Below are 21906 nucleotides of genomic sequence, written 5' to 3' on the forward strand. Positions count from 1 at the left end.
TGAACAAGGTCGCCATAAATGGCGACCCTACGGGTATCACATGTTTTTGTAGGGGCGGCATTTATGCCGACCGAGATGTCGTCGCCAGTTTATCCAGTACTTCCGTCAATGACGGTCGGTGATGCCCGCGAAAACCGCTGACCGCCTCAGCGCTCAGTAAGGCATCTAACACCGCGTGTTCAGTAGCATCGGCGGCGGCGGCAAGCAGCGGTTCCAGCGCGGCATCTTCCGGCGGCTGTGGCGTGGTTTGGGTAGAAAAGGCCACGGCGATATCACCGGATCCATGTCCCCAATAGCTGCCCAAACGCCCTAACCCCGCCCCAGCGCGTTTAGCGATACGCTTCAACTGGCGCGCATCCAGCGCGGCATCGGTGGCCATGATAATGATGATGGAACCGGCGTCACGCTGTGGTGTCAGCTCTGGCAACAACGGGGCAATCATCTCGCCAAGGCGCACACCATCAAGCGTCAGGGCGGTGAGCGCACCAAAATTGGCCAGCACCAGCACGCCGAGCGTGGCATTCAGGGAAGGAATGAGGCGAGATGCGGTACCGATGCCGCCTTTCAGACTGAAGCAGCTCATGCCGCGCCCCGCTCCGACGCTGCCACGCGCGAAATCGGTCTCGGCGGAATCCAGTGCCTGCTGCGCCATGGCTTCGGTCACCGCTAATGCCTGAATATCATTCAGCCAGCCGTCATTGCACTCCAACGCTAACGGGTTCACCGTGGGCAGGCTGCGGCCTAGTTCCGGGTTGCGGCTGATAGCATCGCGCACCAGAGTGGTAAACAGCGTGCCCACCGCCAGCGTGTTGCTCAGTAAGATCGGCGTTTGCAGTACTCCCAACTCTTCCACTTGCACCAGTCCAACCGGCTTGGCGAAACCGTTAAATACCGCCGCACCGCAGGGTAATGGGTTGAGGAACAGGTTGTCGCCGGGCGGCACAATTGCCGTGACGCCAGTTTGCATCTCACCGTTGTCTAAGGTGTGATGGCCGACGCGCACGCCGGGCACATCGCTGATGCGATTGGTCGGGCCACAGGCACTGCGCGGTTGTCCCAGCTGTCGCTCACTGCGCCAGCGTTGCAGCAGCAAGTCGCGCTGCAGTTGTTGAAAATCCATGTTTAGCTCTTCAGTTTAGGATCGAGCGTATCGCGCAGCGCATCACCCAGCAGGTTGAACGCCAGTACGGTAATAAAGATCGCCAGGCCGGGGAAGACACTGACGTGCCATAAGCCCGCCATCATCATGCTGCGGCTCATCGCCAGGATATTCCCCCACTCTGGCACATCGGGTTCTGGACCGAGGCCAATAAAACTCAAGCCCGCTGCCGTCAGAATACTGGTGCCGATGCGCATGGTGAAATAGACAATCACATTGGAGAGCGTACCCGGCAGAATATGGCGCAGCAGAATCACCCGATCTGGCGCGCCCGCACAGCGCACCGCTTCCACGTAGGCCGCTTGTTTTAGTGACAAGGTGGAGGCACGCACAATGCGGGCAAACACCGGGACGCTAAACACCGCCACGGCAATGATCACATTATTCAGTCCCGGACCGAGAATCGCCACCACCGCAATCGCCAGCAGCATGCCCGGGAAAGCGAACAGCACATCAGCACCGCGCATGATGAGCATATCCACCCAGCGGCCGTAATAGCCCGCCAGCAAGCCGAAGAACACACCGACTACCATGCCCAACGTCACCGACAGCACGCCGACATAGAGCGAAATGCGCGCACCATAGATGATGCGGCTTAGCAGGTCGCGTCCCAGTTCATCAGTGCCCATCCAGTGTGCCGAGGACGGCGGTGATGACAGCGCCATCCAGTCCGGTGCCATCGGGCCCCAGGGTGCCAGCCACGGGGCAAAAATCGCCACCAGCACCAGCAACAAGACAAAACCGCCTGACACCAGCGCCAGCGGGTTGCGCACGAAGGCGTGCAGAAAATCGCGCCACGGCGAGCGAATGCTCTGAGGTGATGCGGCAGACAGAGATTGTGTACTCATCACGACTCCTGTCGCAGGCGAATGGCTGGGTTGACCACGGCGTAAAGCAGATCCACCAGCAGGTTAATCACAATAAATTCAAACACGAACAGCATCACCAACGCCTGAATCACTGGTTGATCCTGTGCTTTGATCGACTCGATCAACAGCCAGCCCAATCCCGGCCAGTTGAAGACACTCTCCACCACGATCGATCCACCGAGCAGAAAACCGAACTGTAGACCCAACATGGTGATCACCGGGATCAGTGCGTTACGCATCACGTGTTTCCACGTTACCAGCCGGTTGCGTAGCCCTTTGGCCTTGGCCGTGCGCACATAATCTTCCTGTGCCACTTCGAGGAAGGCGGAACGGGTGAAGCGCGCCATCACGGCGGCCACGGAGGAACCGAGAGTGATGGCGGGCAGAATGATGTCACTGGCTTTATTGAAACCACTGACCGAAAACAGACCAAACGGCATGGCGACGAACTGGATCAGCAGTAACCCCAGCCAGAAGGTCGGCATTGAGATGCCGCCCACGGCGACGCTCATTAGCGTCCAGTCCTGCCATTTTCCGCGTTTAAGCGCCGCGAAAACGCCGAGGAACAAGCCGAGGATCACTGACCAGGCAAACCCTGCCAGCGCCAGCCACAGCGTAGGCATAAAGCCCTGTTTGATGACGTCCAGCACCGGCTGTTGGGTGCGATAGGTCACACCAAGATCGCCACGCAGTAATCCACCGATCCAGTTAACGTACTGCTGCGGCAGCGGATCGTTGAGACCGAGATGCTGGCGTGCGGCTTCGACCGCTTCGATCTGCGCATCAGGTCCGGCGTAAATGCGCGCCGGATCGCCCGGCAGCAGCTTGATAAAGCCGAACACCAGCAGCGAGACCACCAGCAGGACGGGGATCATCTCCAGTAGTCGACGAATGATGTATGCGAACATGCGCTTCCTTTAATCTAATGCGTTCAATATCGCCATAATCGGTAGCGGCGCGATTCATCGCGCTGTTTGAAAAGCGCGCGATAAATCGCGCCGCTACGTTATGTGCTTATTTGAAAGAAGCTTGGGTATAGAGGAAATTGCCATCCGGCAGCATCGACACACCGCTCAGGTTGCTGCGTTTACCCACCAGGTTATCTGGCGTGCCGAGGAAGGCGACAGGTGCATCTTTCCACAACAGTTTCTGCGCTTCGGCATAGGCTGCGCCGCGCTTGNCACACCGCTCAGGTTGCTGCGTTTACCCACCAGGTTATCTGGCGTGCCGAGGAAGGCGACAGGTGCATCTTTCCACAACAGTTTCTGCGCTTCGGCATAGGCTGCGCCGCGCTTGGCCGGATCGGCCGTGGCTAAACCACCGGCAATGGCTTTATCCACATCCGGGTTGCTGAAGTAGGAAACGTTATACGAGGTTGGCACCCAGGATTCGGTGGCATACAGCGGACGCAGCGCCCAGTCTGCATCACCGGTCGAGGTTGACCAGCCACCGTAGTAAAGGTCAAATTCTGCCTGCTTCGGATCTTTCACGCCCCACAGCTTGGCGTTGCGCGTGCCGGAATCCATTGGCGTCACGGTGGCGCGAATGCCGACAGTCGCCAGCTGCGCTTTCAATACCTGTGCTGCACGCACGCTGGCGGTGGCATTGGTGGTCCAGAGTTTAAGATCCAGCCCGTTCGGATATCCCGCCTCTTTTAGCAGTGCTTTGGCTTGGTCGACGGAATAGCGGTAGTTTGGCTCAGTCTGCTTCTGGTAGAACTGCACCCCCTCTGGCATGGCAGAGGTAGCCGCTTTACCCATACCGGCGAACGCCACTTTCAGCCACAGATCGCGGTCGATGGCGTAGTTAATCGCCTGGCGCACTCGCACGTCGGCCAGCGGTTTATGCTGGGTGTTGATCGCCATGTAATAGAGGTAAATGCTCGGATCGCGCTGGATCGCCAATTTGCTGTCGCTCTGCACGGTGGCGATCAGGTCCGATGGCAGTGGCCAGATCGCATCGACCTGCCCTGATTTCAGCGCCGCTACGCGCGTTGCGTCTTCTGGGCTCGGTGAGAAGGTCACTTTATCCACCTTCGGCCAGCCTTTCTGCCAGTAGCCGTCATACTTCACCAGCGAAACCGCTTTGCCTGGCTGCCACTCGACAAACTTGAACGGGCCAGTGCCGACCGGATGTAAGCGCAACTGGGCTTCTTCTGGATACTGCTTGAGGATCGCCGGGCTCCACATCACCGCCGACGGGTGCGCCAGAGTGTTGATGAAGGCACCAAAAGATTGGTTGAGATCGATTTTCACCTGATCCGGTGCCAGCACCGTGACCTTGGCAATCATCTTGTACAGGCTATTACGCTTCAGCCCTTTGGTTTGATCGGCCAGGCGTTCAAGGTTGGCTTTTACCGCCTCGGCATCAAAAGGCGTGCCGTCCTGGAAGGTGACGCCTTTACGCAGCGTCAGGGTAAATTCGGTGGCGGTGTCATTGCTGGTGTAACTGGTCGCCAGCCAGGGTTGCAGCTTCATCTTGGCATCAAACTGGAACAGACGTTCAAAGATACCGCTCTGTACGGAGTAGCTGACGTTGTCCGAGGTATCATGCGGGTCCAGCCCGGTGATATCTGCATACATTGAGATGCGCAGATCCTGCGCCTGCGCGGCAGCAGCCAGCGCGAGGGTCAATCCAACAGCCAGTGAAGCACGGCGAAAATTCGATTTCATGAAATCTCCTGGTATTGAGCGTTAACGCGATGCAATGTCGTCAGCGACCCAGTGTTGCGGCGCAACCTGGCGATAACGGGGTTTTGTGACCGTTTCGCCCACTTTGCGCAGCGGCGAGGGGATCTCGCTGTCTTCGAAAATGCGGGGTTGACGGTTCTGTGGATCGGCCACCGGCACCGAGGCCAGCAGACGTTGGGTATAAGGATGTTGCGGTTGGTTAAACACCGACTGACGTGGCCCCAGTTCAACAATCTGGCCGAGGTACATCACCGCCACGCGATTGGCGATGCGTTCTATCACCGCCATATCATGCGAGATGAAAATCCATGCCACGCCGGTTTGCTGTTGCAGATCCATCATCAGATTCACCACCTGCGCCTGCACCGATACATCCAGTGCGGACACCGCTTCATCGGCAATGATGACTTTGGGTTTCAACGCCATGGCACGCGCGATGGCGATGCGCTGACGCTGGCCACCAGAGAATTCATGCGGGTAACGCTGGGCATGTTCCGGTAACAGACCGACGCTTTTCAGCAAGGCATTGACCTGCGGCGTGGCTTCCTCCAGCGATTTCACCAAACCGTGCAGCAGCAGGGGTTCCGCAATGGTGAACCCAACGGTGAGTCGTGGATTGAGTGAGGCATACGGGTCCTGAAACACCATCTGGATTTCACGACGCAGCGGCTGGAACTGCGCTTCTTTGAGATCGGCGATTTCACTGCCCTGAAAATGGATACTGTCGGCATGGCTGTTGATCAGGCGCATCAGCGCACGGCCAGTGGTGGATTTGCCACAGCCACTTTCGCCGACAATCGCTAAGGTTTCCCCCGGCCATAAGCTGAAGTCGATCTGCTCGACCGCGTGCACCTGATGCGTCAGTGCGGAGAAGATTCCGCTACGGATCGGGTAATAGACTTTCAGGCCACGCACATCCAGCAGTGGGGTTTCGTCATAACGGGCGGTGCGCTGTTCCGCGTTATGGCTGTGTGGCGCACCCAGCAATGGGAAACGCTGCGGCCAGCTGTGCTCACGCATATCGCCGAGCTTGGGCACCGCCGCGAGCAGGGCCTGGGTGTAAGGATGTTGAGCGGCGTTGAAAATCTCATCGACCGTACCCTCCTCAACCACTTCACCGCGCAGCATCACCACCACACGGTCGGCGATTTCCGCCACTACGCCCATGTCATGGGTAATAAACAGTACCGCCATCTGCTTTTCACGTTGCAGATCGCGCAGGATGTGAAGAATGCGCGCCTGAACCGTTACGTCCAGCGCGGTGGTCGGTTCATCGGCAATTAACAACTGGGGATCGCAGGCCAATGCCTGCGCGATCATCACGCGTTGACGCATGCCACCCGACAGCGAATGCGGGTAGCTTTTCATGATGCGATCGACATCAGCAATACGCACCTGACGCAGCAGTTCACGCGCACGTGCATCCGCCGTGGGCTTATCACACAGCTGGTGATCGCGCAGCGCTTCCGTGAGCTGATCGCCTACCCGCAATACCGGGTTGAGCGAGGTCATCGGCTCCTGAAAAATCATCGCCATCTCACGGCCGCGTAACGCACGGCGCTGTGTTTCATCCAGCTTCTCCAGGGCATGCGCTTTGCCTTGGCGATCGCGGAACTGCATGCTGCCGCGATCGATGCGCCCCGATGCTGCCAGTAAGCCCATCACCGCCAGCGACGTGACCGATTTTCCTGAGCCGCTTTCGCCCACCACGGCGACAATTTCGCCCGGATGAATCGCAAAACTGATGCCTTTGAGAGCCTGGTTTTCGCCGCTGCGGCCGCGAAACGAGACGCTGAGATCCTGAATCGCGAGGACCGGCGCGGAACCGGCAACGCTGGCGGCGTTGGGAGTAAGTAAAGTGTCCGTCATCGTTGCCTCGTGCGGTTATAGCCGGATCCGGCCTTGAGCGTAGGTAAGGAAAGGTGAGCTATCGGCGGCCAGCCAAATCGGGCCATCCAGATCGACATGCTCGGCGGCAATCGCCACCGGCAGCGCGGCTTCCATCGCCAGTGAAGAGCCCAACATGCAGCCCACCATCAAACGCATATCCAGCTTCTGTGCTTCTTCGACCATCGCCAAGGCTTCGGTCAGACCGCCACATTTATCCAGCTTGATGTTGATCATCTCGTAGCGATTGCGCAGCTGCGCGATATCTTCACGGGTGTGGCAGCTTTCATCGGCACACACCGGAATGGGATGGGGAAAACGTTGCAGGTCCTGATCCTGACCGGCAGGCAGTGGCTGTTCGACCATGGCGATGTTGTAGGCTTGCAAAGCGGTGAGCAGGCTGTGCAGATCCACACCTGACCAGGCTTCGTTGGCGTCAATGATCAGCGTGGCACGCGGTGCAACGGCGCGAATCGCCGCAACCTTTTCCAGAATCTCATCGCGATTCAGTTTAATTTTCAGCAGGATGGCACCACGTGAAACCGCATCCGCCGCCGCCGCGGCCATGTTTTCAACCGAATCGAGGCTTAAGGTTTCAGCGGTAATCACCGAAGGCGGAGCAACCCGCTCACACTGTTGCCACAGCGTCTGTTTGGCGAGTGCTGCATCCAGACGCCACAGCGCGCAGTCCAGCGCATTCCGCGCTGAACCCGCAGAGATACGACGTTGCAGATCGAGACGGCTTAAGCCTGCTTCGACATCCTCGCGCAGCGTTTCCAGTTCGGCCTGCACGCTGTCTGGCGTTTCATCGTAGCGCGGCGTCGGTGTGCATTCGCCACGACCAATAAAACCGTTTTGCTCCAGCGTGACGCGGATGACGGTTACAGCCGTGCGTGTGCCACGTGAGATCGCAAAGGGACGCGCCAGCGGCAGCTCAAGCACTTCAATCTGCATGCGCCGCATATTAGCCACGCTCCTGCAGCAGTGCAGCGATATCTGCAATACCAAAACGCACTGGGTCGGTTGCTGGCACGCCGAATTCGGCACTGACTTCTGCGCAGAAGGCGCGCGCTTCCGCTTCGCTGTAGTTTGAGGTGTTGATGGCGAAACCGGCCAGTTGCACATTGTCGCTGGTGACATGAGCGGCGCGCAGGTTGGCTTCAACACAATCTTTCAGGCTGACCATCGGCTGATGCGGCAAATGACGCATATGTGGACGGCCCATTTCATGACACATCACCAGCCAGTGCGGCTGCGCACCATGGATCAGACCCATGCTGACGCCCGCATAAGAAGGATGGAACAGGGAACCCTGACCTTCCACGATATCCCAGTGGTCGGCGTCATTGGCCGGTGACAACGCTTCAACCGCACCGGCGATGAAGTCGGCAATCACCGCATCAATCGCAATCCCTTCACCCGCCACCAGAATGCCGGTTTGGCCGGTGGCACGGAAATCAGCTTTCATGCCGCGCTCACGCATGGCGGCTTCCAGTGCCAGTGAGGTGTACATTTTGCCCACCGAGCAGTCGGTGCCAACAGTAAGCACTCGCTTACCTGTACGCTTCTTACCGCTGCCGACATTCAGTTTTGGACGCATATGGCGCAGGTCAAACAGTTCCACACCAAACTCTTGCGCTAACGCCACCAGCTCGGGCTCATCCACCAGACGATGATGCAGACCGCTGGCCACGTTCATACCGGCTTTAATGGCACCTTTAACGGTTTCAAGCCAGTGCTCAGGCAGATAGCCACCGGCATTCGCGGTACCCAGTACCAGCGTTTTCGCGCCGCGCTCTTTTGCCGTTGCAATATCGAGCACGTCCAGGCCCAGGCTGACAGTACAGCCCGGCAGTTTAATTTCGCCCACGCACTGCTCCGGTCGCCAGACATGAATGCCGCGCGCAGTTTTAGCAGCCAGTGGATCGGTGACATCGCCAAGGAACAGTAAATAGGGTTGAGGGATCAGCATGATGTTTCTCGTTTCAGACGGGTTAGAGGGCCTGAATCGACTATTCCATGCGGAGAAAAAGGTGACGAATGCTTGTTTGGTGGCGGGGTATAACGTCAGGCTATAGCCAGATCAAAAACTGATGGTGCCAGTGCTAGAAAGGATTTTTTGAGGCAATAAGTAGGATGAACTGGCGGGAGAGATAAGAAAATCGTAGGGCCATTCACGGGTGAAATACCCTAAATAATTCGAATCGCAGCATGGCGACAAGCGGGTGAATCCCCAGTCACTTACATCAGTAAGTGACTGGGGTGAGCACGCACAGCCAACGCAGCTGCGGTTCGAAGTATGACGGGTATTTAGAGCGCGCCTGGCGGGACGTGTTTAAAGGTCTCGACATAGGCGCGGAACACGTAGCGGAAAAAGCGTTTCATGATTACCTGTCTCAAAAATTGTTGAAGAAATATGCGAAAAGTATAACTAACGCGCATTTTTCACGCAAATATTTTTGAACCAGATCACAAAAATGGGGATCCAATACCCTAAATAATTCGAATTGCAGCACAAAAGTGCCTTACGGCGCTTTTGAACAGCGCTTGCGCTGGCCCGAAGGGTGAGGCCGAAGGGTGAGGCCGAAGGCCGAATCACGCGGCAAGTGGGTGAATCTCCAGGAGCTTACATCAGTAAGTGACTGGAGTGAGCACGCGCAGCCAACGCAGCTGCGGTTCGAAGTATGACGGGTATAGTTAGCTGAACAGATTCAGATGCTCAATGAGGATGGTACAACCGATACTGATTAACACCACGCCGCCCAACACTTCTGCCCACTTGCCCATCACCGGGCCAATGAAACGTCCCACCATCACGCCGGTGGTCGCCATAATAGTGGTGGCGGCACCAATGGTAACTGCCGTCAGAATAATATTCACCTGCAGGAAGGCAAGGCCGACGCCCACCGCCAACGCATCGAGACTGGTTGCTACCGCTGTCAGTGCCAGCACCATAAAGCCATGACGCTGTGGCGCCTCACACGGCTCATCCGCCGTCTGACGAAAACCTTCCATCATCATACGGCCGCCGAGTACGGTTAACAGGCCAAATGCCACCCAGTGATCCCAAGCCATAATGTAGCGGCTGGCAGCCAGACCAATGGCCCAGCCAATCAGCGGTGTCAGCATTTCAATGACACCAAAAATTAAGCCCGTGCGTAGCGCTTCTTTGAAATTCGGGCGATGCAAGGATGCGCCTTTGCCCAGTGCTGCGGCGAAGGCGTCCATCGACATACCAAAGGCCAGAATCAGAGTTGCGATAAATGTCATGGGTTTTCAATCAATGCCGCGGAAAAAGCGTTCAAACAGGCAATTTTCCGCATCTATTGTTCAGTAATAAAAAAGTGCGCGCAGTCTAGCACGCAAAAACGCCAAAAAAAAGACAGTAAAATCATGGGTTTAAGTATAGCAAAGGCTATAACTCTTAACTTGCGCTATTTATGTCGCTAAGTGAATGGAATTGAAGAAAATTCTGAGGCTTGAGCGGCACGGGGATTGCACCATAGCGCCCTTTTGTGCGCTAATGCCCGCGCTTATTGATAGGAAAACTGCGATGAAAAACCCGTTTGAAACGTTAATCATCCCTGGTGGTATTTTGCTGCTGGGCTTTCTCTCTGCCCTGCTGTTGCCAGCACCTCAGTTTGGCGTCACGCTGGCCAGGCAACTGCAGGAGAATTTGCATTTACAGGATGTAAATCAGCTTTACACCATCGTCTTCTGCTTGTGGTTCCTGATCCTCGGCGCGATTGAATTTTTCGTCATCCGTTTCGCCTGGCGCCTCTGGTCCAAGGCATGATGTTATCCGCTGCGTGATGCATTTTTCTTCTGACCAAAGCAGAACGCGGCAGATAATTTAAGACCCACAGGAATGTAACATTATTTTTACAGAACCTGGCGAAACATTGCGCAACAGAAAAACCGCATAAAAAATCAATTTCACATTTAACCAATTTAATCATAGTGTTAAGTTGTGAGCCAGCTCACTAAGTAATCATCCCCCTGCCTTTCACCCTCACAATATTGCAACAACTGCGTTACCATAACTCTCTGATTAAGGGATAAAAATCCCTTATACCAGCGGGGTTGAGCTGATTAATTCTTATGCTGAATCATTTCCGCCTTTAAAAAATAAACAAACGTTTAATTCCGATACGAGAATGTTATATTCAAATGCATATGCATAACGTGCAGTTAACCGTTATCGTCCCCATGACTTAAACCTGAGTCTTAACCTTTGAGAAACAGCGCGACGCGCTCGAAAGAAGCGTGGCTGTTTCGCCTGCGAACCTGTTGAGCTTCAGGTCAACAGAGAGAGGAGATGTCGCCTCATGAGCAACACTGCGGTAAACCTGGCGCTAGCCGCCGCTGGCATGGATAGCGCAAAACTTCAGGAACGAAAAGACGTTGACGTTCTGCTGATTGGTGCAGGCGTAATGAGTGCGACCTTAGGCACATGGCTGCAGGATCTGGAGCCAGACTGGTCGATTGAAATGGTGGAACGCCTCGATGATGTCGCGGTGGAGTCCTCCAACGGCTGGAATAATGCCGGTACCGGTCACGCTGCGCTGGCCGAGCTGAACTATACGCCACAGAAGGCGGATGGCAGCATCGACATTGCCAAAGCGGTGGCGATCAACGAATCCTTCCAGATTTCCCGTCAGTTCTGGGCGTACCACGTTCAGAAGGGCAACCTGCGCAACCCTAAAAGCTTTATTCACAGCACGCCGCATATGAGCTTTGTCTGGGGCGACGATAACGTTGAATTCCTGCGCAAACGTTTCCAGGCACTGCAAAAAAGTACTCTGTTCCGTGGCATGCATTATTCTGAAGACCGTGAACAGATCACCCAGTGGATCCCGCTGGTGATGAATGGACGCGATAGCAAGCAGAAAGTGGCCGCCACCTGGACCGACATGGGTACTGACGTGAACTTCGGTGAAGTCACGCGCCAACTGATTGCTTCTTTAGAGAAGAAACCTAATTTCCGCCTGCGTCTGCGCCAGGAAGTGCGTGATATCAAGCGCCTGAATGATGGTCGTTGGCAGGTCAGCCTGCATAATCTCACCAGCGGTGAAAATCGCGTGCTGATCACCCGCCAGCTGTTTATCGGTGCGGGCGGCGCAGCGCTGCCACTGCTGCAGAAATCCGGCATTCCAGAAGTGAAAGGCTACGCCGGTTTCCCGGTGGGCGGCTCTTTCCTGGTGACCGAAAACCCAGACGTGGTGCAACAGCACATGGCGAAGGTGTACGGTAAAGCCAGCGTTGGCGCACCGCCGATGTCCGTGCCACACGTGGATACCCGCGTGCTGGATGGCAAACAGGTGCTGCTGTTTGGCCCGTTCGCCACCTTCTCGACTAAGTTCCTGAAGCAAGGCTCGCTGCTGGATATGTTTGGTGCCATGAACACCAGTAACCTGCTGCCGATGGTACAGGTCGGGCTGAAAAGTTTCGATCTGGTGAAATACCTGGTCGATCAGGTATTGCAGAGCGAAGACGATCGTATGGAAGCCCTGCGTGCTTACGTACCACAAGCGAAGCAGGAAGACTGGCGTCTGGTGACCGCTGGCCAGCGCGTGCAGATCATCAAGAATGATGAGAAAGAGGGCGGCGTGTTGCGCCTTGGCACCGAAGTGGTGACCTCGCAAGATGGCTCGATTTCTGCGTTGCTGGGTGCCTCACCAGGTGCTTCAACCGCTGCGCCCATCATGCTGGAGCTGATGGCGAAAGCCTTCCCAGAGCAGATGCGTTCGCCTGAGTGGCAGACCAAAATCCGTGCGGTGATCCCAACCTGGGGCCGCAAGATGAATGGTGATGTGGCGCTGACCGAGAAGATTCTGGCGGAAACCAGCCGCGTACTGCAACTCGATTACGCGCCTGCGGTCACCCCAGACGCCGCGAACGACGAAGCGCGCGAAACCGCTCACGTGGTGGGGAAGTAACCCGGCAATCTTGATTGCCAGATAATGTTGATAAGGCCGCGCAAGCGGCCTTTTTTATGTTCTTTGCGAGAAATGTCCCAAATTGGGATTTAGATTTGCTATAGTCCCAATGCGGGACTAAGATGCGCGAGATGAGAATCATATCGGTAAGGTCACTCAGGGAGTTCATGACGGCGAACCCCGACTCAGCTCAGCCGTTGAGAGCCTGGATTGATGAAGCGCAAAAGGCCAACTGGTCAAATCCGGCAGACATCAAGGATCAATACCTCAGTGCCAGCATTCTTAAAGGCAGCCGCGTGGTATTCAACATTAAGGGAAATGATTATCGACTGGTTGCGGCCATCGCCTACCCGCAAAAGCTGATGTTTATAAAATTTATCGGCACACACCGGGAATACGATGCCATTGACGCAAATACAGTGGAGCAACGTAAATGACACTGACCATTAAACCTATCCACACCGAACTGGATTACGAAGCGGCTCTTGAGGCAATCTCCCCGCTCTTTGATGATGTCCCTGCGCTGGGTACGCCTGAGAGCGATTATATGATTGTGATGAGTATGCTGATTGAGGCGTGGGAAAAAGAACATTATCCCATTGAAGCTGCTGACCCCATTGAGGCGATAAAATTCCGCATGGAGCAGCAAGGCTTAACGGCAAAAGATCTGGAGCCTGCTATTGGTCGCCGTAATCGCGTTTATGAGGTGTTAAACGGTAAACGCTCTTTGTCCCTGGAGATGATCCGAAATCTCCACAAGCAGTTTGGCATCCCTTTGGAGAGCCTGGTGGGACTTTAAAACACACTTTGCCAGGTGCGCGTTTCTGCGCACCTCGATTTAACTCAGTAACACCGCGTCATACAACATCCATCCGGTTGTCGCGACCAGCGACAGCGCCATCAGGCTATTAAATGCCTGGCGTTTCCACGCCACCTGCAAATGCGTGCGCAGGCGATCGCCCAACGCGGCCCAGATCAGAATGCAGGGCAAGTTCAGCGCGGCGAATCCCAGTAGAACCGTTATCACGCCATTGCTGTTGGCATACATCAATGCCACGTTGGTCACCATTAACCAAGCCTTCGGATTCACCGCCTGAAAGCAGATGCCGCCCACCAGCGTCATCGGGCGAGGGCGTTCACGCGCTTCAGGGGCAGCGGCACGGAAGATTTTCCATGAAAGCCATAGCAAATAACTGCACCCCACTACCGTGAGCGGCAACCGAATCGATGCCATCCAGTGCAGCAGCAGATCCAACGCCATGCTCGCCAGTAGCATCTGTACTGCACATCCCAGCAGAATGCCAAACAGCATGGGCAGAGTGCGCTTAAAGCCAAAATTTACGCCCGACGTGGCCAGCAACAAGTTGTTTGGACCTGGCGTGATCGACATGACGGTGACGTAGCTAAAGAAAGAGGGGTCGAGCATGGTGCGTTCCTTGATGGTCCAGAGTTAACACCATGCTAATGTGTGCAGCGCGATGGAAACAGAGACACAAAACGACTATTGTGATGGATACAGTTACGCAAATTTTAAATTGTACCCATCGCGTGTGGAGGCTTTTGTGTCCCTTCCCCTTTCCTCGGGTCAAACCCTTTATCAGCAGCTGGCAGACAGCTTTGCCGAGTCGATTCATCAAGGCACGTTGAAGCCGGGTAAACGCCTGCCCGCCATTCGCCGTGTGGCGCAGTCTCATCAGGTGAGCGTGAACACGGTGCTGAATGCCTGGCAAATTCTCGAAGATCGCGGCCTGATTGAAGCCAGACCGCAATCAGGCTACTACGTGCGCGGCGTCCTGCCAGCGGTTATTCGTCCGATAAAACCGCTACCAGCGAAAATGAACGATCCCAGCACGCAGAAACTGGACCTGATCGAGCAGGTGTTTGCGGCACAGAACAATCCGGACTACACCAATATTTCCCTGGCCTGCCCGCAGGACAGTGAGCTGTTCCCGTCGGTGCGTTTAGCGCGTATTACCGCCTCTCTGTTACGTCGCGATCCTGCCATGCTGGGACGTTATGCCCTTCCGCCGGGTAGTGAGCGCTTACGGGAGGAGATTGCGCGACGCAGTCTGCATACCGGCATCAATCTTACGGCGCAAGAGATCACTCTCACCCACGGCTGCATGGAAGCGCTGCAACTGGCATTGCGGGCTGTGACAAAACCCGGTGACTGCGTGGGACTGGAGTCCCCCACCTACTTTTTCTTGTTCCCGCTATTGGCATCACTCGGTTTGAAAGCGCTGGAGATACCGACCGATCCAGAGCAAGGCTTGTCGCTGGATGCGCTAGAGATGCTGCTGCAAGAGAAACGTATTCAGGCGCTTATCGCCATGCCAGGCGCACAGAACCCACTCGGCTATGTGATGCCGCTGGAGAATAAAAAGCGGCTGGCGAAGTTAGTAAACACTTACCATATTCCGCTTATCGAAGATGGTTTGTATGACGAGTTGCAGTTTGACTGGCCGCTGTCGCCGCCGGTGAAAGCCTTTGATAGCGAAGGCTGGGTGATTTACTGCACCAGCTTCACCAAAACGGTTGCACCGGATTTCCGTGTGGGCTGGACGGCCGCAGGCCGTTTTCACGACACCATTGCACGCTTGAAAGCGGTGTCATCGATGACGGAGTCAAAGCTCCTGAGTGAAACGCTGGCCGAATTTCTCGCCAGCGGCGGTTACGATCACCATCTGCGTTCGCTGCGACGCCGTTATGCCGCCAATCTTGATGCCGCACGCGGCATTATGGCGCGGCATTTTCCCGTGGGCACGCGCGCTACCCTGCCGCGCGGTGGCTTTGTGTTCTGGGTGGAGCTGCCAGGCAAGGTCGATACCGTGGAGATGTTTCATCGGTTATTGCAGGAGCAGATTTGTGTCACGCCGGGTGCGCTGTACACGTTGAGCGATCGCTACAAGCACGCGCTGCGTCTCTCTTGCTGCTATCCGTTTGATGAACGTTATACGTGGGCAATAAAACGCACCGGCGCGCTGGCCTGTGAAATCACAGGCCTTGCGCCAGGACAGGATCAGGGTTTGCCGTTGCGGCCCCAGGTGGTGTAACCCTCACGCTCGGTCAGGCGCTCATAATAGAGTTGCACGGCCGGGAAATCAGGGTGCTCAAGCGGCGTTTCAAACCAGCGGTTCACCGCAAGGCCGACAGGAATATCGGCCAGCGAGAAGTTGCGGCCTGCGACATAGCGCCCGGTTTTTTGCAGATGCTGGTCGAGAATATTCATGGTGTGCGTCCAGCCTTTAATGGCGGCCGCCAGTAGACGCGGATCCTGATGCGCCGGCGAGTTACGCACCAGCGACATAAACGCATAGCGCCATGAGGTGTTGAGTTCCGTGGCTTGCCAGTCAATCCACTGATCGACCGGCGCACGCGCACGCGGGTTTTCAGGGTAGAGCCAGTCACCGCCGTTGCTGTTGGCGAGATAGCGCAAAATGGCGTTGGATTCCCACATCACGAAGTCATCTTCGATGATGACCGGCACCATGGCGTTGGGATTGAGCGCCATAAATTCCGCCGAGTGCAGTGAGAGTGGGTCTTCACCCCAAGGTTCGTGCTCATATTCGAGGTCGAGTTCTGAGCATAGCCACAGAACTTTACGCACGTTGATTGATGAAGTACGACCCAAGACTTTTAACATAGCGGACTCCGATTCCAGAATTCTTAATCTATTCATAGCCCTGTTGCTGCGCTTGCGCAATAAGCAGGATGTAAATCCCAATTTCAGACAACCTCAACGAGCAAGGAGAGACAATGAAAGTCGCGTTTAAGCAGGTGGATGTATTTACCTCATCAGCGTTTAAGGGCAATCCGCTGGCGGTGATCATGGATGCACAGGGATTAAGCGATGCGCAGTTGGCCGCGATCGCGCGCTGGACCAATTTGTCCGAAACCACCTTTGTGCTCCCGCCTCAAGATGCCGCAGCGGATTACCGGGTACGCATTTTTACCACCGAAGGAGAGTTGCCCTTTGCTGGCCATCCCACCCTCGGCACCGCGCACGCGCTGCTGGAAGCGGGTTGGACGGTAAAAACGCCTGGTAAAATCGTGCAAGAGTGCGGTGTCGGCTTGGTGGATGTGCGCATCAGCGAAGATGGCGCGCTGGCTTTTGCCGCACCGGAAGTCACGCTGACCCCCTTTGATGATGCACTGATGAGCAGTGCGCTGAACAGTGAAGATTTTGATGCCAGCCAGACGCCAACTATTGTGGATATGGGAATTCGCTGGCTGCTGATTCCGATGCGCAGCGCGCAGTCAGTACTGGATGTTCAGGCCAGCGCAGCGGATCTTCAGCGTTTGCATAAACACGCCGACGTCAATGGTACCTCCCTATTTGGCCCACTGCCGGCTGATTGCAGTGAACAGTTTGAAGTGCGCGCGTTGCTGGTTGAGAACGGCAGTTTGACCGAAGATCCGGTCACTGGCAGCGCCAACGCCTGCCTGGCGCGCTACTTTGCCGCGCAGGGTAAAACGCAGGATTATCGCGCGCGTCAGGGCAGCGCCATTCAGCGAGAAGGACGGATTCAGGTAAGCTTCCGCGACGATAAAATTTGGATTGGTGGCCAGACCGTGACGGTGATTGATGGCACCATTGATCTGTAAGGCGCATCAAGGCGTGAAAAAGCAGCCATGCATGTCAATTAAGCGCTTATCGGTCGCCATAAATGGCGACCCTACAGAGTTGAATGCGTTTTTTCGTAGGGTGCGCATTTATTATGCGCACCCTAAAAATCGCACATGATTACAGCGCCTGACCGCCTGAGGCTTCAATACGCTGCGCGTTAACCCAGCCAGTTTCATCGCTCAGGATCGCGCTGATGGCATCACCAATATCATCCGGCAAGCCAACACGACCCAGCGCAGTGACAGAGGCAATATGATTATTGAGATCTTTGGTGTCACGAACACGACCCCCGCCGAAATCCGTTTCAATCGCACCCGGAGCCAGAATGTTGACGCGAATCCGGCGCTCGCCCAACTCTTTCGCCTGATAGCGCGTTAGCACTTCCATGGCACCTTTGATTGAGGCGTAGGTGCCTGAACCCGGCAGCGTCATGCGGGTTAATCCGCTGGAGATATTCAGGATGCGGCCACCATCCACAATCAGTGGCAGTAACTTCTGCGTCAGGAAGAACGGCCCTTTCAGGTGCACATTCACCAACGCATCGAATTCGTCTTCGGTGGTCTCCGCAAACAGCTTGTAGTGACCGTGACCCGCATTGTTCACTAAATAATCAAAACTGTCTCGCTGCCAGGTTTTCTGCAGTGTCTCTTTGACCTGTGCCACGAAGCTGTCAAAGGTGCTGCTATCGCCTACATCCAGCTGCAGCGCCACCGCACGCGCCCCCAGCGCTTCAATCTCTTGTACTACGGCTTGCGCTTCGTCAGCGTGACCACGATAGGTAAATAAGATATCAGTGCCTTTAGCTGCCAGTTTCAGCGCACCATTCTTGCCTAAACCGCGGTTGCCGCCGGTAATCAATGCAATTTTATGACTCATGTTTCGCTCCAGTTGGAAAATTGAACACGGATTAAGGATATTCGCGAATAATTGATCTATAAACGCATAGGAATACGCAGCACTGTTTCACTAACAACAACAATCGGTGAACAACATGGATAAAATTCACGCAATGCAGGTTTTTGTGCGGGTAGCAGAAATGGGCAGTTTTACCCGTGCGGCAGAAAGTCTGGGTCTGCCTAAAGGCAGCGTATCTCGCCAGTTGCAGGCGCTGGAAAATCAAATGGGCACCCGTCTGCTCCACCGCACCACGCGCCGTGTGCACCTCACCCAAGATGGGTTGGTTTATTACGATCGCTGTCTCGATTTGCTGTCGATGCTCGACGACATGGACAGCCTGTTCCAGCACGACCCCGCCACCTTGAGCGGCAAACTGCGTGTCGATATGTCGGTCGCCATGGCCACCGGTTTTGTCCTGCCGCGTCTGCCAGAGTTCCTGCAACATTATCCCGGCGTTGAGATTGAGCTTAGCAGCAGCGACCGTCAGGTGGATGTGATTCGCGAAGGCTTTGACTGCGTGATTCGGGTGGGTGAGCTGAAAGATTCTGGCCTGATCGCGCGTAAAATCGGATCGCATGCCTTGATTAACTGTGCCAGCCCCGATTACCTTTCCCGCTTCGGCATGCCGGTGCGTCTTGAAGACCTGGCGCAGCACGCGATGGTGCATTACACCCAGCAACTTGGGCAGCCATCATTAGGTTTTGAATATTTCGATGGCAAGCAGTGTCATTACGTACAAACCGGTGGCGTGGTGACCGTGAACAGCACGGAAACTTACCGCGCCGCTTGTATTGCCGGGCTGGGCATTATTCAGGTACCGGCAATCGGTGTGCAGCCACTGCTGGAGTCAGGCCAGTTGGTGGAGGTACTGCATCACTTCCCGGCGAAGCCTATGCCGATTTCGCTACTTTATCCCCATCGTCGCAATGTCGCGCGTCGCGTGCGGGTGTTTATGGAGTGGTTAAGCCAGGTCTTGCAGGAGTATGTGACATAGCAGGCTATAATTTTAATTTCGCAGTGAACAGGATGCATATCGTCTATGACAGACAAACCTACTAAAGACCCTGCGGCTGATAAAAAGCCGCTGATTGATATTAAGACCGGCAACAAAACCGTGGATGGTTCGATTCAGAACGTTTCACGCTTTGCGGCCTGGTTTCAGGCCATCCCGGCAGTGGCGCATTTTATGCGCGCACTGGAACGTTTTAACGATCGTCTCGGCAGTCAGTTTGGCGCGGCGATCACCTACTTCTCTTTCCTGTCACTGATACCGATTTTGATGGTCTCCTTTGCGGCAGTCGGTTTTGTACTGGCGTCGAATCAGGATTTACTCTCAGAGTTGATCAACAAAATCGTTAACAGTATCAGTGACCCCACGCTAGCCAATACCCTGAAAAATACCGTGAATACCGCTATTCAGCAGCGCGCCACCGTAGGCTTGACCGGTTTGCTGCTGGCGCTCTACTCCGGCATAAACTGGATGGGTAATTTGCGCGAGGCGGTGCGCGCCCAGTCACGCGATGTATGGGAGCGCACACCTGATGATCAAGAAAAAATCTGGAAGAAATATGCCCGTGATTTGCTGTCACTGCTCGGTTTGATGCTGGCGCTGGTGATTACGCTGTCACTGACCTCGATTGCCGGTGCCGCACAAAACGCCATCGTCAATACCTTAGGGCTGGAAGATATCGAGTGGCTGCGTCCGGCGATGACCATTATTGCGCTGTCGATCTCCATCTTCGCCAACTATCTGCTATTCCTGTGGATTTTCTGGATTCTGCCGCGCCACAAGCCGCGTAAAAAAGCGCTGTTCCGCGGCACGCTGCTGGCGGCGATTGGCTTTGAGGTGATTAAGTTTGTCATGACATTAACGCTGCCGAAACTGGCGACCTCGCCGTCTGGTGCCGCCTTTGGTTCCGTGCTGGGGTTAATGGCATTTTTCTATTTCTTTGCGCGCCTGACCCTGTTCTGCGCCGCGTGGATCGCCACGGCAAAGTACAAGGATGATAAGGAATTGCCACCGCCGCATCCGGGCAAATAAGCGAGCAAGTTTGTTACATTTGCCGCAACAGCTAAAAATGTTTCCTGCTGGCTACAAATTCAGCAAAAACCAGCAGGAAACGCTAAAGGGTCACTTTAATTTGGCCCTTTTGCAGAGATTCCCGCCAAAAAAGTGACACTTCCCGTTCCCATCCGCCGCCGATTGCCGCAACTCAGAGATTATCCACTTTTTCGCCGAAAATGCCTGTTCTGACGCGGTTTTTCGCCATTGAATGCAGCAAAACAGGTGCGTAAGATTCTCTGTCTACATTTACAATTAAGAAACAGTTATGCAAGCCTCCATCACAGAAACACTCGACAATAAACACGACGACACGCCCGTCAATTCCCGTGGCAAAGTGGTCGTGGCATCGCTTGTCGGCACCGCTATCGAATTCTTCGATTTCTATATTTATGCCACTGCGGCCGTCATCATCTTCCCGCACATTTTCTTCCCGCAGGGCGATCCTACTGTTGCCACGCTACAGTCGCTGGCAACCTTTGCTATCGCCTTCGTCGCGCGCCCCATTGGTTCTGCGCTGTTCGGACACTTTGGCGATCGCGTGGGCCGTAAAGCGACCCTGGTTGCGTCACTCCTCACCATGGGCGTCTCCACTGTTTTGATCGGCCTACTGCCGAGCTATCAAACCATTGGTGTTGCCGCGCCGCTGCTGTTAGCGCTGGCACGTTTTGGTCAGGGCCTGGGTTTAGGCGGCGAATGGGGCGGTGCTGCACTGCTTGCCACCGAAAATGCCCCAGCGAAAAAACGCGCGTTGTATGGTTCGTTCCCACAACTGGGCGCACCGATTGGCTTCTTCTTCGCTAACGGCACCTTCCTGCTGCTCTCCTGGCTGCTGACTGATGAGCAGTTTATGAGCTGGGGCTGGCGTGTACCCTTTATTCTCTCTGCTGTGCTGGTGTTGATTGGCCTGTATGTGCGTGTGTCACTGCATGAAAGCCCAGTGTTTGCCAAAGTGCAGAAAGAGAACAAACAAGTCAAAATGCCGATTGGTACGCTGCTGAGTAAGCATCTGACCGCGACCATTCTCGGCACCTTCATCATGCTGGCTACCTATACGCTGTTCTACATCATGACGGTGTACTCCATGAGCTACGGCACAGCACCTGCACCTGCGGGCTTGGGCTATTCACGTAATAGCTTCCTGTGGATGTTGATGGTGGCGGTGATTGGTTTTGGCGTGATGGTGCCGATTGCTGGCCTGCTGGCAGACCGCTATGGCCGTCGTCGTACCATGATCACCATTACGCTGATGATTATCGCCTTTGCCCTGATGTTCCCTGTGCTGCTGGGTTCAGGTTCGCAGATTCTGGTGATGGGCTTCCTGCTGCTGGGCCTGAGCATTATGGGGCTGACGTTTGGCCCAATGGGCGCACTGCTGCCAGAACTGTTCCCGACTGAAGTGCGTTATACCGGCGCATCATTCTCATACAATCTGTCGTCGATTTTGGGCGCCTCCGTGGCACCGTATATCGCCACCTGGCTGAATGCGAATTACGGTTTGCAGGCAGTGGGCTTCTATCTGGCATCCATGGCGGTACTGACGCTGATCGCGCTGATTGCCTGTAAAGAGACGCGTAATCAGACGCTGTATGAAGCGGTGTGATGGTTGCTGTTTAGCGTGATGAAACCCGGCTCAGGCCGGGTTTTTTATTGGCTGAAGTTGGGTGCGGTTTGCACGGTGCGCATAGATAACACTTAAGACCGGGCACATGGGTAACAGTGATAAATGTGTCATGGCCCCAGACGGCGTTATCATCACAGCTTAACTGACAAGCA

20 protein-coding genes and 1 pseudogene are annotated in these 21906 nt (G+C 55.2%); 9 read left to right on the plus strand and 12 right to left on the minus strand.

Annotation, left to right across the window (positions count from 1 at the left end):
* Nucleotides 1-61: 61 nt before the first annotated feature.
* From ACPUC8_RS15030 to mntP, 9 genes and pseudogenes are all read right to left on the minus strand, one after another.
* Complete coding sequence (locus ACPUC8_RS15030; RefSeq protein WP_494926695.1) at nt 62-1120, minus strand: DmpA family aminopeptidase; 1059 nt, start codon at nt 1118-1120, stop codon at nt 62-64.
* Nucleotides 1121-1122: 2 nt separating this feature from the next.
* Nucleotides 1123-2007 (minus strand): ABC transporter permease subunit, encoded by an 885-nt coding sequence (locus tag ACPUC8_RS15035; RefSeq protein ID WP_494926696.1) that lies wholly within the window; start codon nt 2005-2007, stop codon nt 1123-1125.
* Complete coding sequence (locus ACPUC8_RS15040) at nt 2007-2936, minus strand: ABC transporter permease (protein ID WP_494926697.1); 930 nt, start codon at nt 2934-2936, stop codon at nt 2007-2009. Before ACPUC8_RS15040 ends, ACPUC8_RS15035 begins: the two co-directional genes overlap by 1 nt.
* A 285-nt stretch (nt 2937-3221) precedes the next feature.
* A pseudogene (locus tag ACPUC8_RS15045) lies at nt 3222-4700 on the minus strand (glutathione ABC transporter substrate-binding protein); the annotation flags it as partial.
* A gap of 21 nt (nt 4701-4721) precedes the next feature.
* A complete protein-coding gene (locus tag ACPUC8_RS15050) occupies nt 4722-6587 on the minus strand; it encodes an ABC transporter ATP-binding protein (RefSeq protein WP_494926698.1) in 1866 nt (621 codons plus the stop codon).
* A 15-nt stretch (nt 6588-6602) separates the two neighbouring features.
* Nucleotides 6603-7568, minus strand: a complete 966-nt coding sequence (gene dgcA, locus ACPUC8_RS15055) for an N-acetyl-D-Glu racemase DgcA (protein WP_494926699.1) — start codon at nt 7566-7568, stop codon at nt 6603-6605.
* A gap of 1 nt (nt 7569) precedes the next feature.
* Nucleotides 7570-8577 carry an N-acetyltransferase DgcN gene (gene dgcN / locus ACPUC8_RS15060; RefSeq protein ID WP_039333365.1) on the minus strand — a complete coding sequence of 336 codons (1008 nt, stop codon included), beginning with the start codon at nt 8575-8577 and terminating at the stop codon, nt 7570-7572.
* A gap of 338 nt (nt 8578-8915) precedes the next feature.
* Nucleotides 8916-9047: a hypothetical protein gene (locus ACPUC8_RS15065; RefSeq protein WP_494926700.1), complete on the minus strand. Its 132-nt coding sequence runs from the start codon at nt 9045-9047 to the stop codon at nt 8916-8918.
* A gap of 255 nt (nt 9048-9302) precedes the next feature.
* Complete coding sequence (gene mntP / locus ACPUC8_RS15070; protein ID WP_039333367.1) at nt 9303-9875, minus strand: manganese efflux pump MntP; 573 nt, start codon at nt 9873-9875, stop codon at nt 9303-9305.
* A gap of 283 nt (nt 9876-10158) precedes the next feature.
* Between mntP and ACPUC8_RS15075 the strand changes: the two genes are divergently transcribed.
* From ACPUC8_RS15075 to ACPUC8_RS15090, 4 genes are all read left to right on the plus strand, one after another.
* A complete protein-coding gene (locus tag ACPUC8_RS15075) occupies nt 10159-10401 on the plus strand; it encodes a DUF1158 domain-containing protein (RefSeq protein ID WP_039333369.1) in 243 nt (80 codons plus the stop codon).
* Between the two features lie 532 nt (nt 10402-10933).
* On the plus strand, nt 10934-12544 hold the full coding sequence (gene mqo / locus ACPUC8_RS15080) for a malate dehydrogenase (quinone) (RefSeq protein ID WP_039333371.1): 1611 nt from the start codon (nt 10934-10936) through the stop codon (nt 12542-12544).
* Nucleotides 12545-12675: 131 nt separating this feature from the next.
* A complete protein-coding gene (locus tag ACPUC8_RS15085; protein ID WP_039333393.1) occupies nt 12676-12981 on the plus strand; it encodes a type II toxin-antitoxin system HigB family toxin in 306 nt (101 codons plus the stop codon).
* Nucleotides 12978-13343: a helix-turn-helix domain-containing protein gene (locus tag ACPUC8_RS15090; RefSeq protein WP_081998112.1), complete on the plus strand. Its 366-nt coding sequence runs from the start codon at nt 12978-12980 to the stop codon at nt 13341-13343. Before ACPUC8_RS15085 ends, ACPUC8_RS15090 begins: the two co-directional genes overlap by 4 nt.
* Before the next feature lie 39 nt (nt 13344-13382).
* Here ACPUC8_RS15090 and ACPUC8_RS15095 read toward each other — a convergent pair whose 3' ends face one another.
* The gene (locus ACPUC8_RS15095; RefSeq protein ID WP_039333373.1) at nt 13383-13970 is read right to left on the minus strand and encodes a LysE family translocator; all 588 of its coding nucleotides are present in this window, start codon (nt 13968-13970) and stop codon (nt 13383-13385) included.
* 136 nt (nt 13971-14106) lie between these two features.
* Here ACPUC8_RS15095 and ACPUC8_RS15100 point away from each other — a divergent pair, with 136 nt between their 5' ends.
* A complete protein-coding gene (locus ACPUC8_RS15100; protein WP_039333375.1) occupies nt 14107-15597 on the plus strand; it encodes an aminotransferase-like domain-containing protein in 1491 nt (496 codons plus the stop codon).
* Here ACPUC8_RS15100 and ACPUC8_RS15105 read toward each other — a convergent pair.
* Nucleotides 15564-16187, minus strand: a complete 624-nt coding sequence (locus ACPUC8_RS15105) for a glutathione S-transferase family protein (protein WP_039333378.1) — start codon at nt 16185-16187, stop codon at nt 15564-15566. The two genes, ACPUC8_RS15100 and ACPUC8_RS15105, sit on opposite strands and share 34 nt — an antisense overlap.
* A gap of 113 nt (nt 16188-16300) precedes the next feature.
* Here ACPUC8_RS15105 and ACPUC8_RS15110 point away from each other — a divergent pair, with 113 nt between their 5' ends.
* Nucleotides 16301-17149 carry a PhzF family phenazine biosynthesis protein gene (locus ACPUC8_RS15110; protein WP_039333379.1) on the plus strand — a complete coding sequence of 283 codons (849 nt, stop codon included), beginning with the start codon at nt 16301-16303 and terminating at the stop codon, nt 17147-17149.
* A 139-nt stretch (nt 17150-17288) separates the two neighbouring features.
* On the opposite strand, the gene ACPUC8_RS15115 is transcribed toward ACPUC8_RS15110, so the two are convergent.
* Nucleotides 17289-18047: an SDR family NAD(P)-dependent oxidoreductase gene (locus ACPUC8_RS15115; RefSeq protein ID WP_039333381.1), complete on the minus strand. Its 759-nt coding sequence runs from the start codon at nt 18045-18047 to the stop codon at nt 17289-17291.
* Between the two features lie 115 nt (nt 18048-18162).
* Between ACPUC8_RS15115 and ACPUC8_RS15120 the strand changes: the two genes are divergently transcribed.
* The 3 genes from ACPUC8_RS15120 (at nt 18163) to ACPUC8_RS15130 (ending at nt 21733) form a co-directional block, all read left to right on the plus strand.
* The gene (locus ACPUC8_RS15120) at nt 18163-19062 is read left to right on the plus strand and encodes a LysR family transcriptional regulator (protein ID WP_039333382.1); all 900 of its coding nucleotides are present in this window, start codon (nt 18163-18165) and stop codon (nt 19060-19062) included.
* A 45-nt stretch (nt 19063-19107) separates the two neighbouring features.
* The gene (gene yhjD, locus ACPUC8_RS15125) at nt 19108-20109 is read left to right on the plus strand and encodes an inner membrane protein YhjD (protein ID WP_494926701.1); all 1002 of its coding nucleotides are present in this window, start codon (nt 19108-19110) and stop codon (nt 20107-20109) included.
* Nucleotides 20110-20398: 289 nt separating this feature from the next.
* Entirely contained in the window at nt 20399-21733 is a 1335-nt protein-coding gene (locus ACPUC8_RS15130; protein ID WP_039333384.1) for an MFS transporter, read from the plus strand.
* The last annotated feature ends 173 nt before the right edge of the window (nt 21734-21906 follow it).

It is taken from the genome of Pantoea sp. CFCC18177, assembly GCF_059412425.1.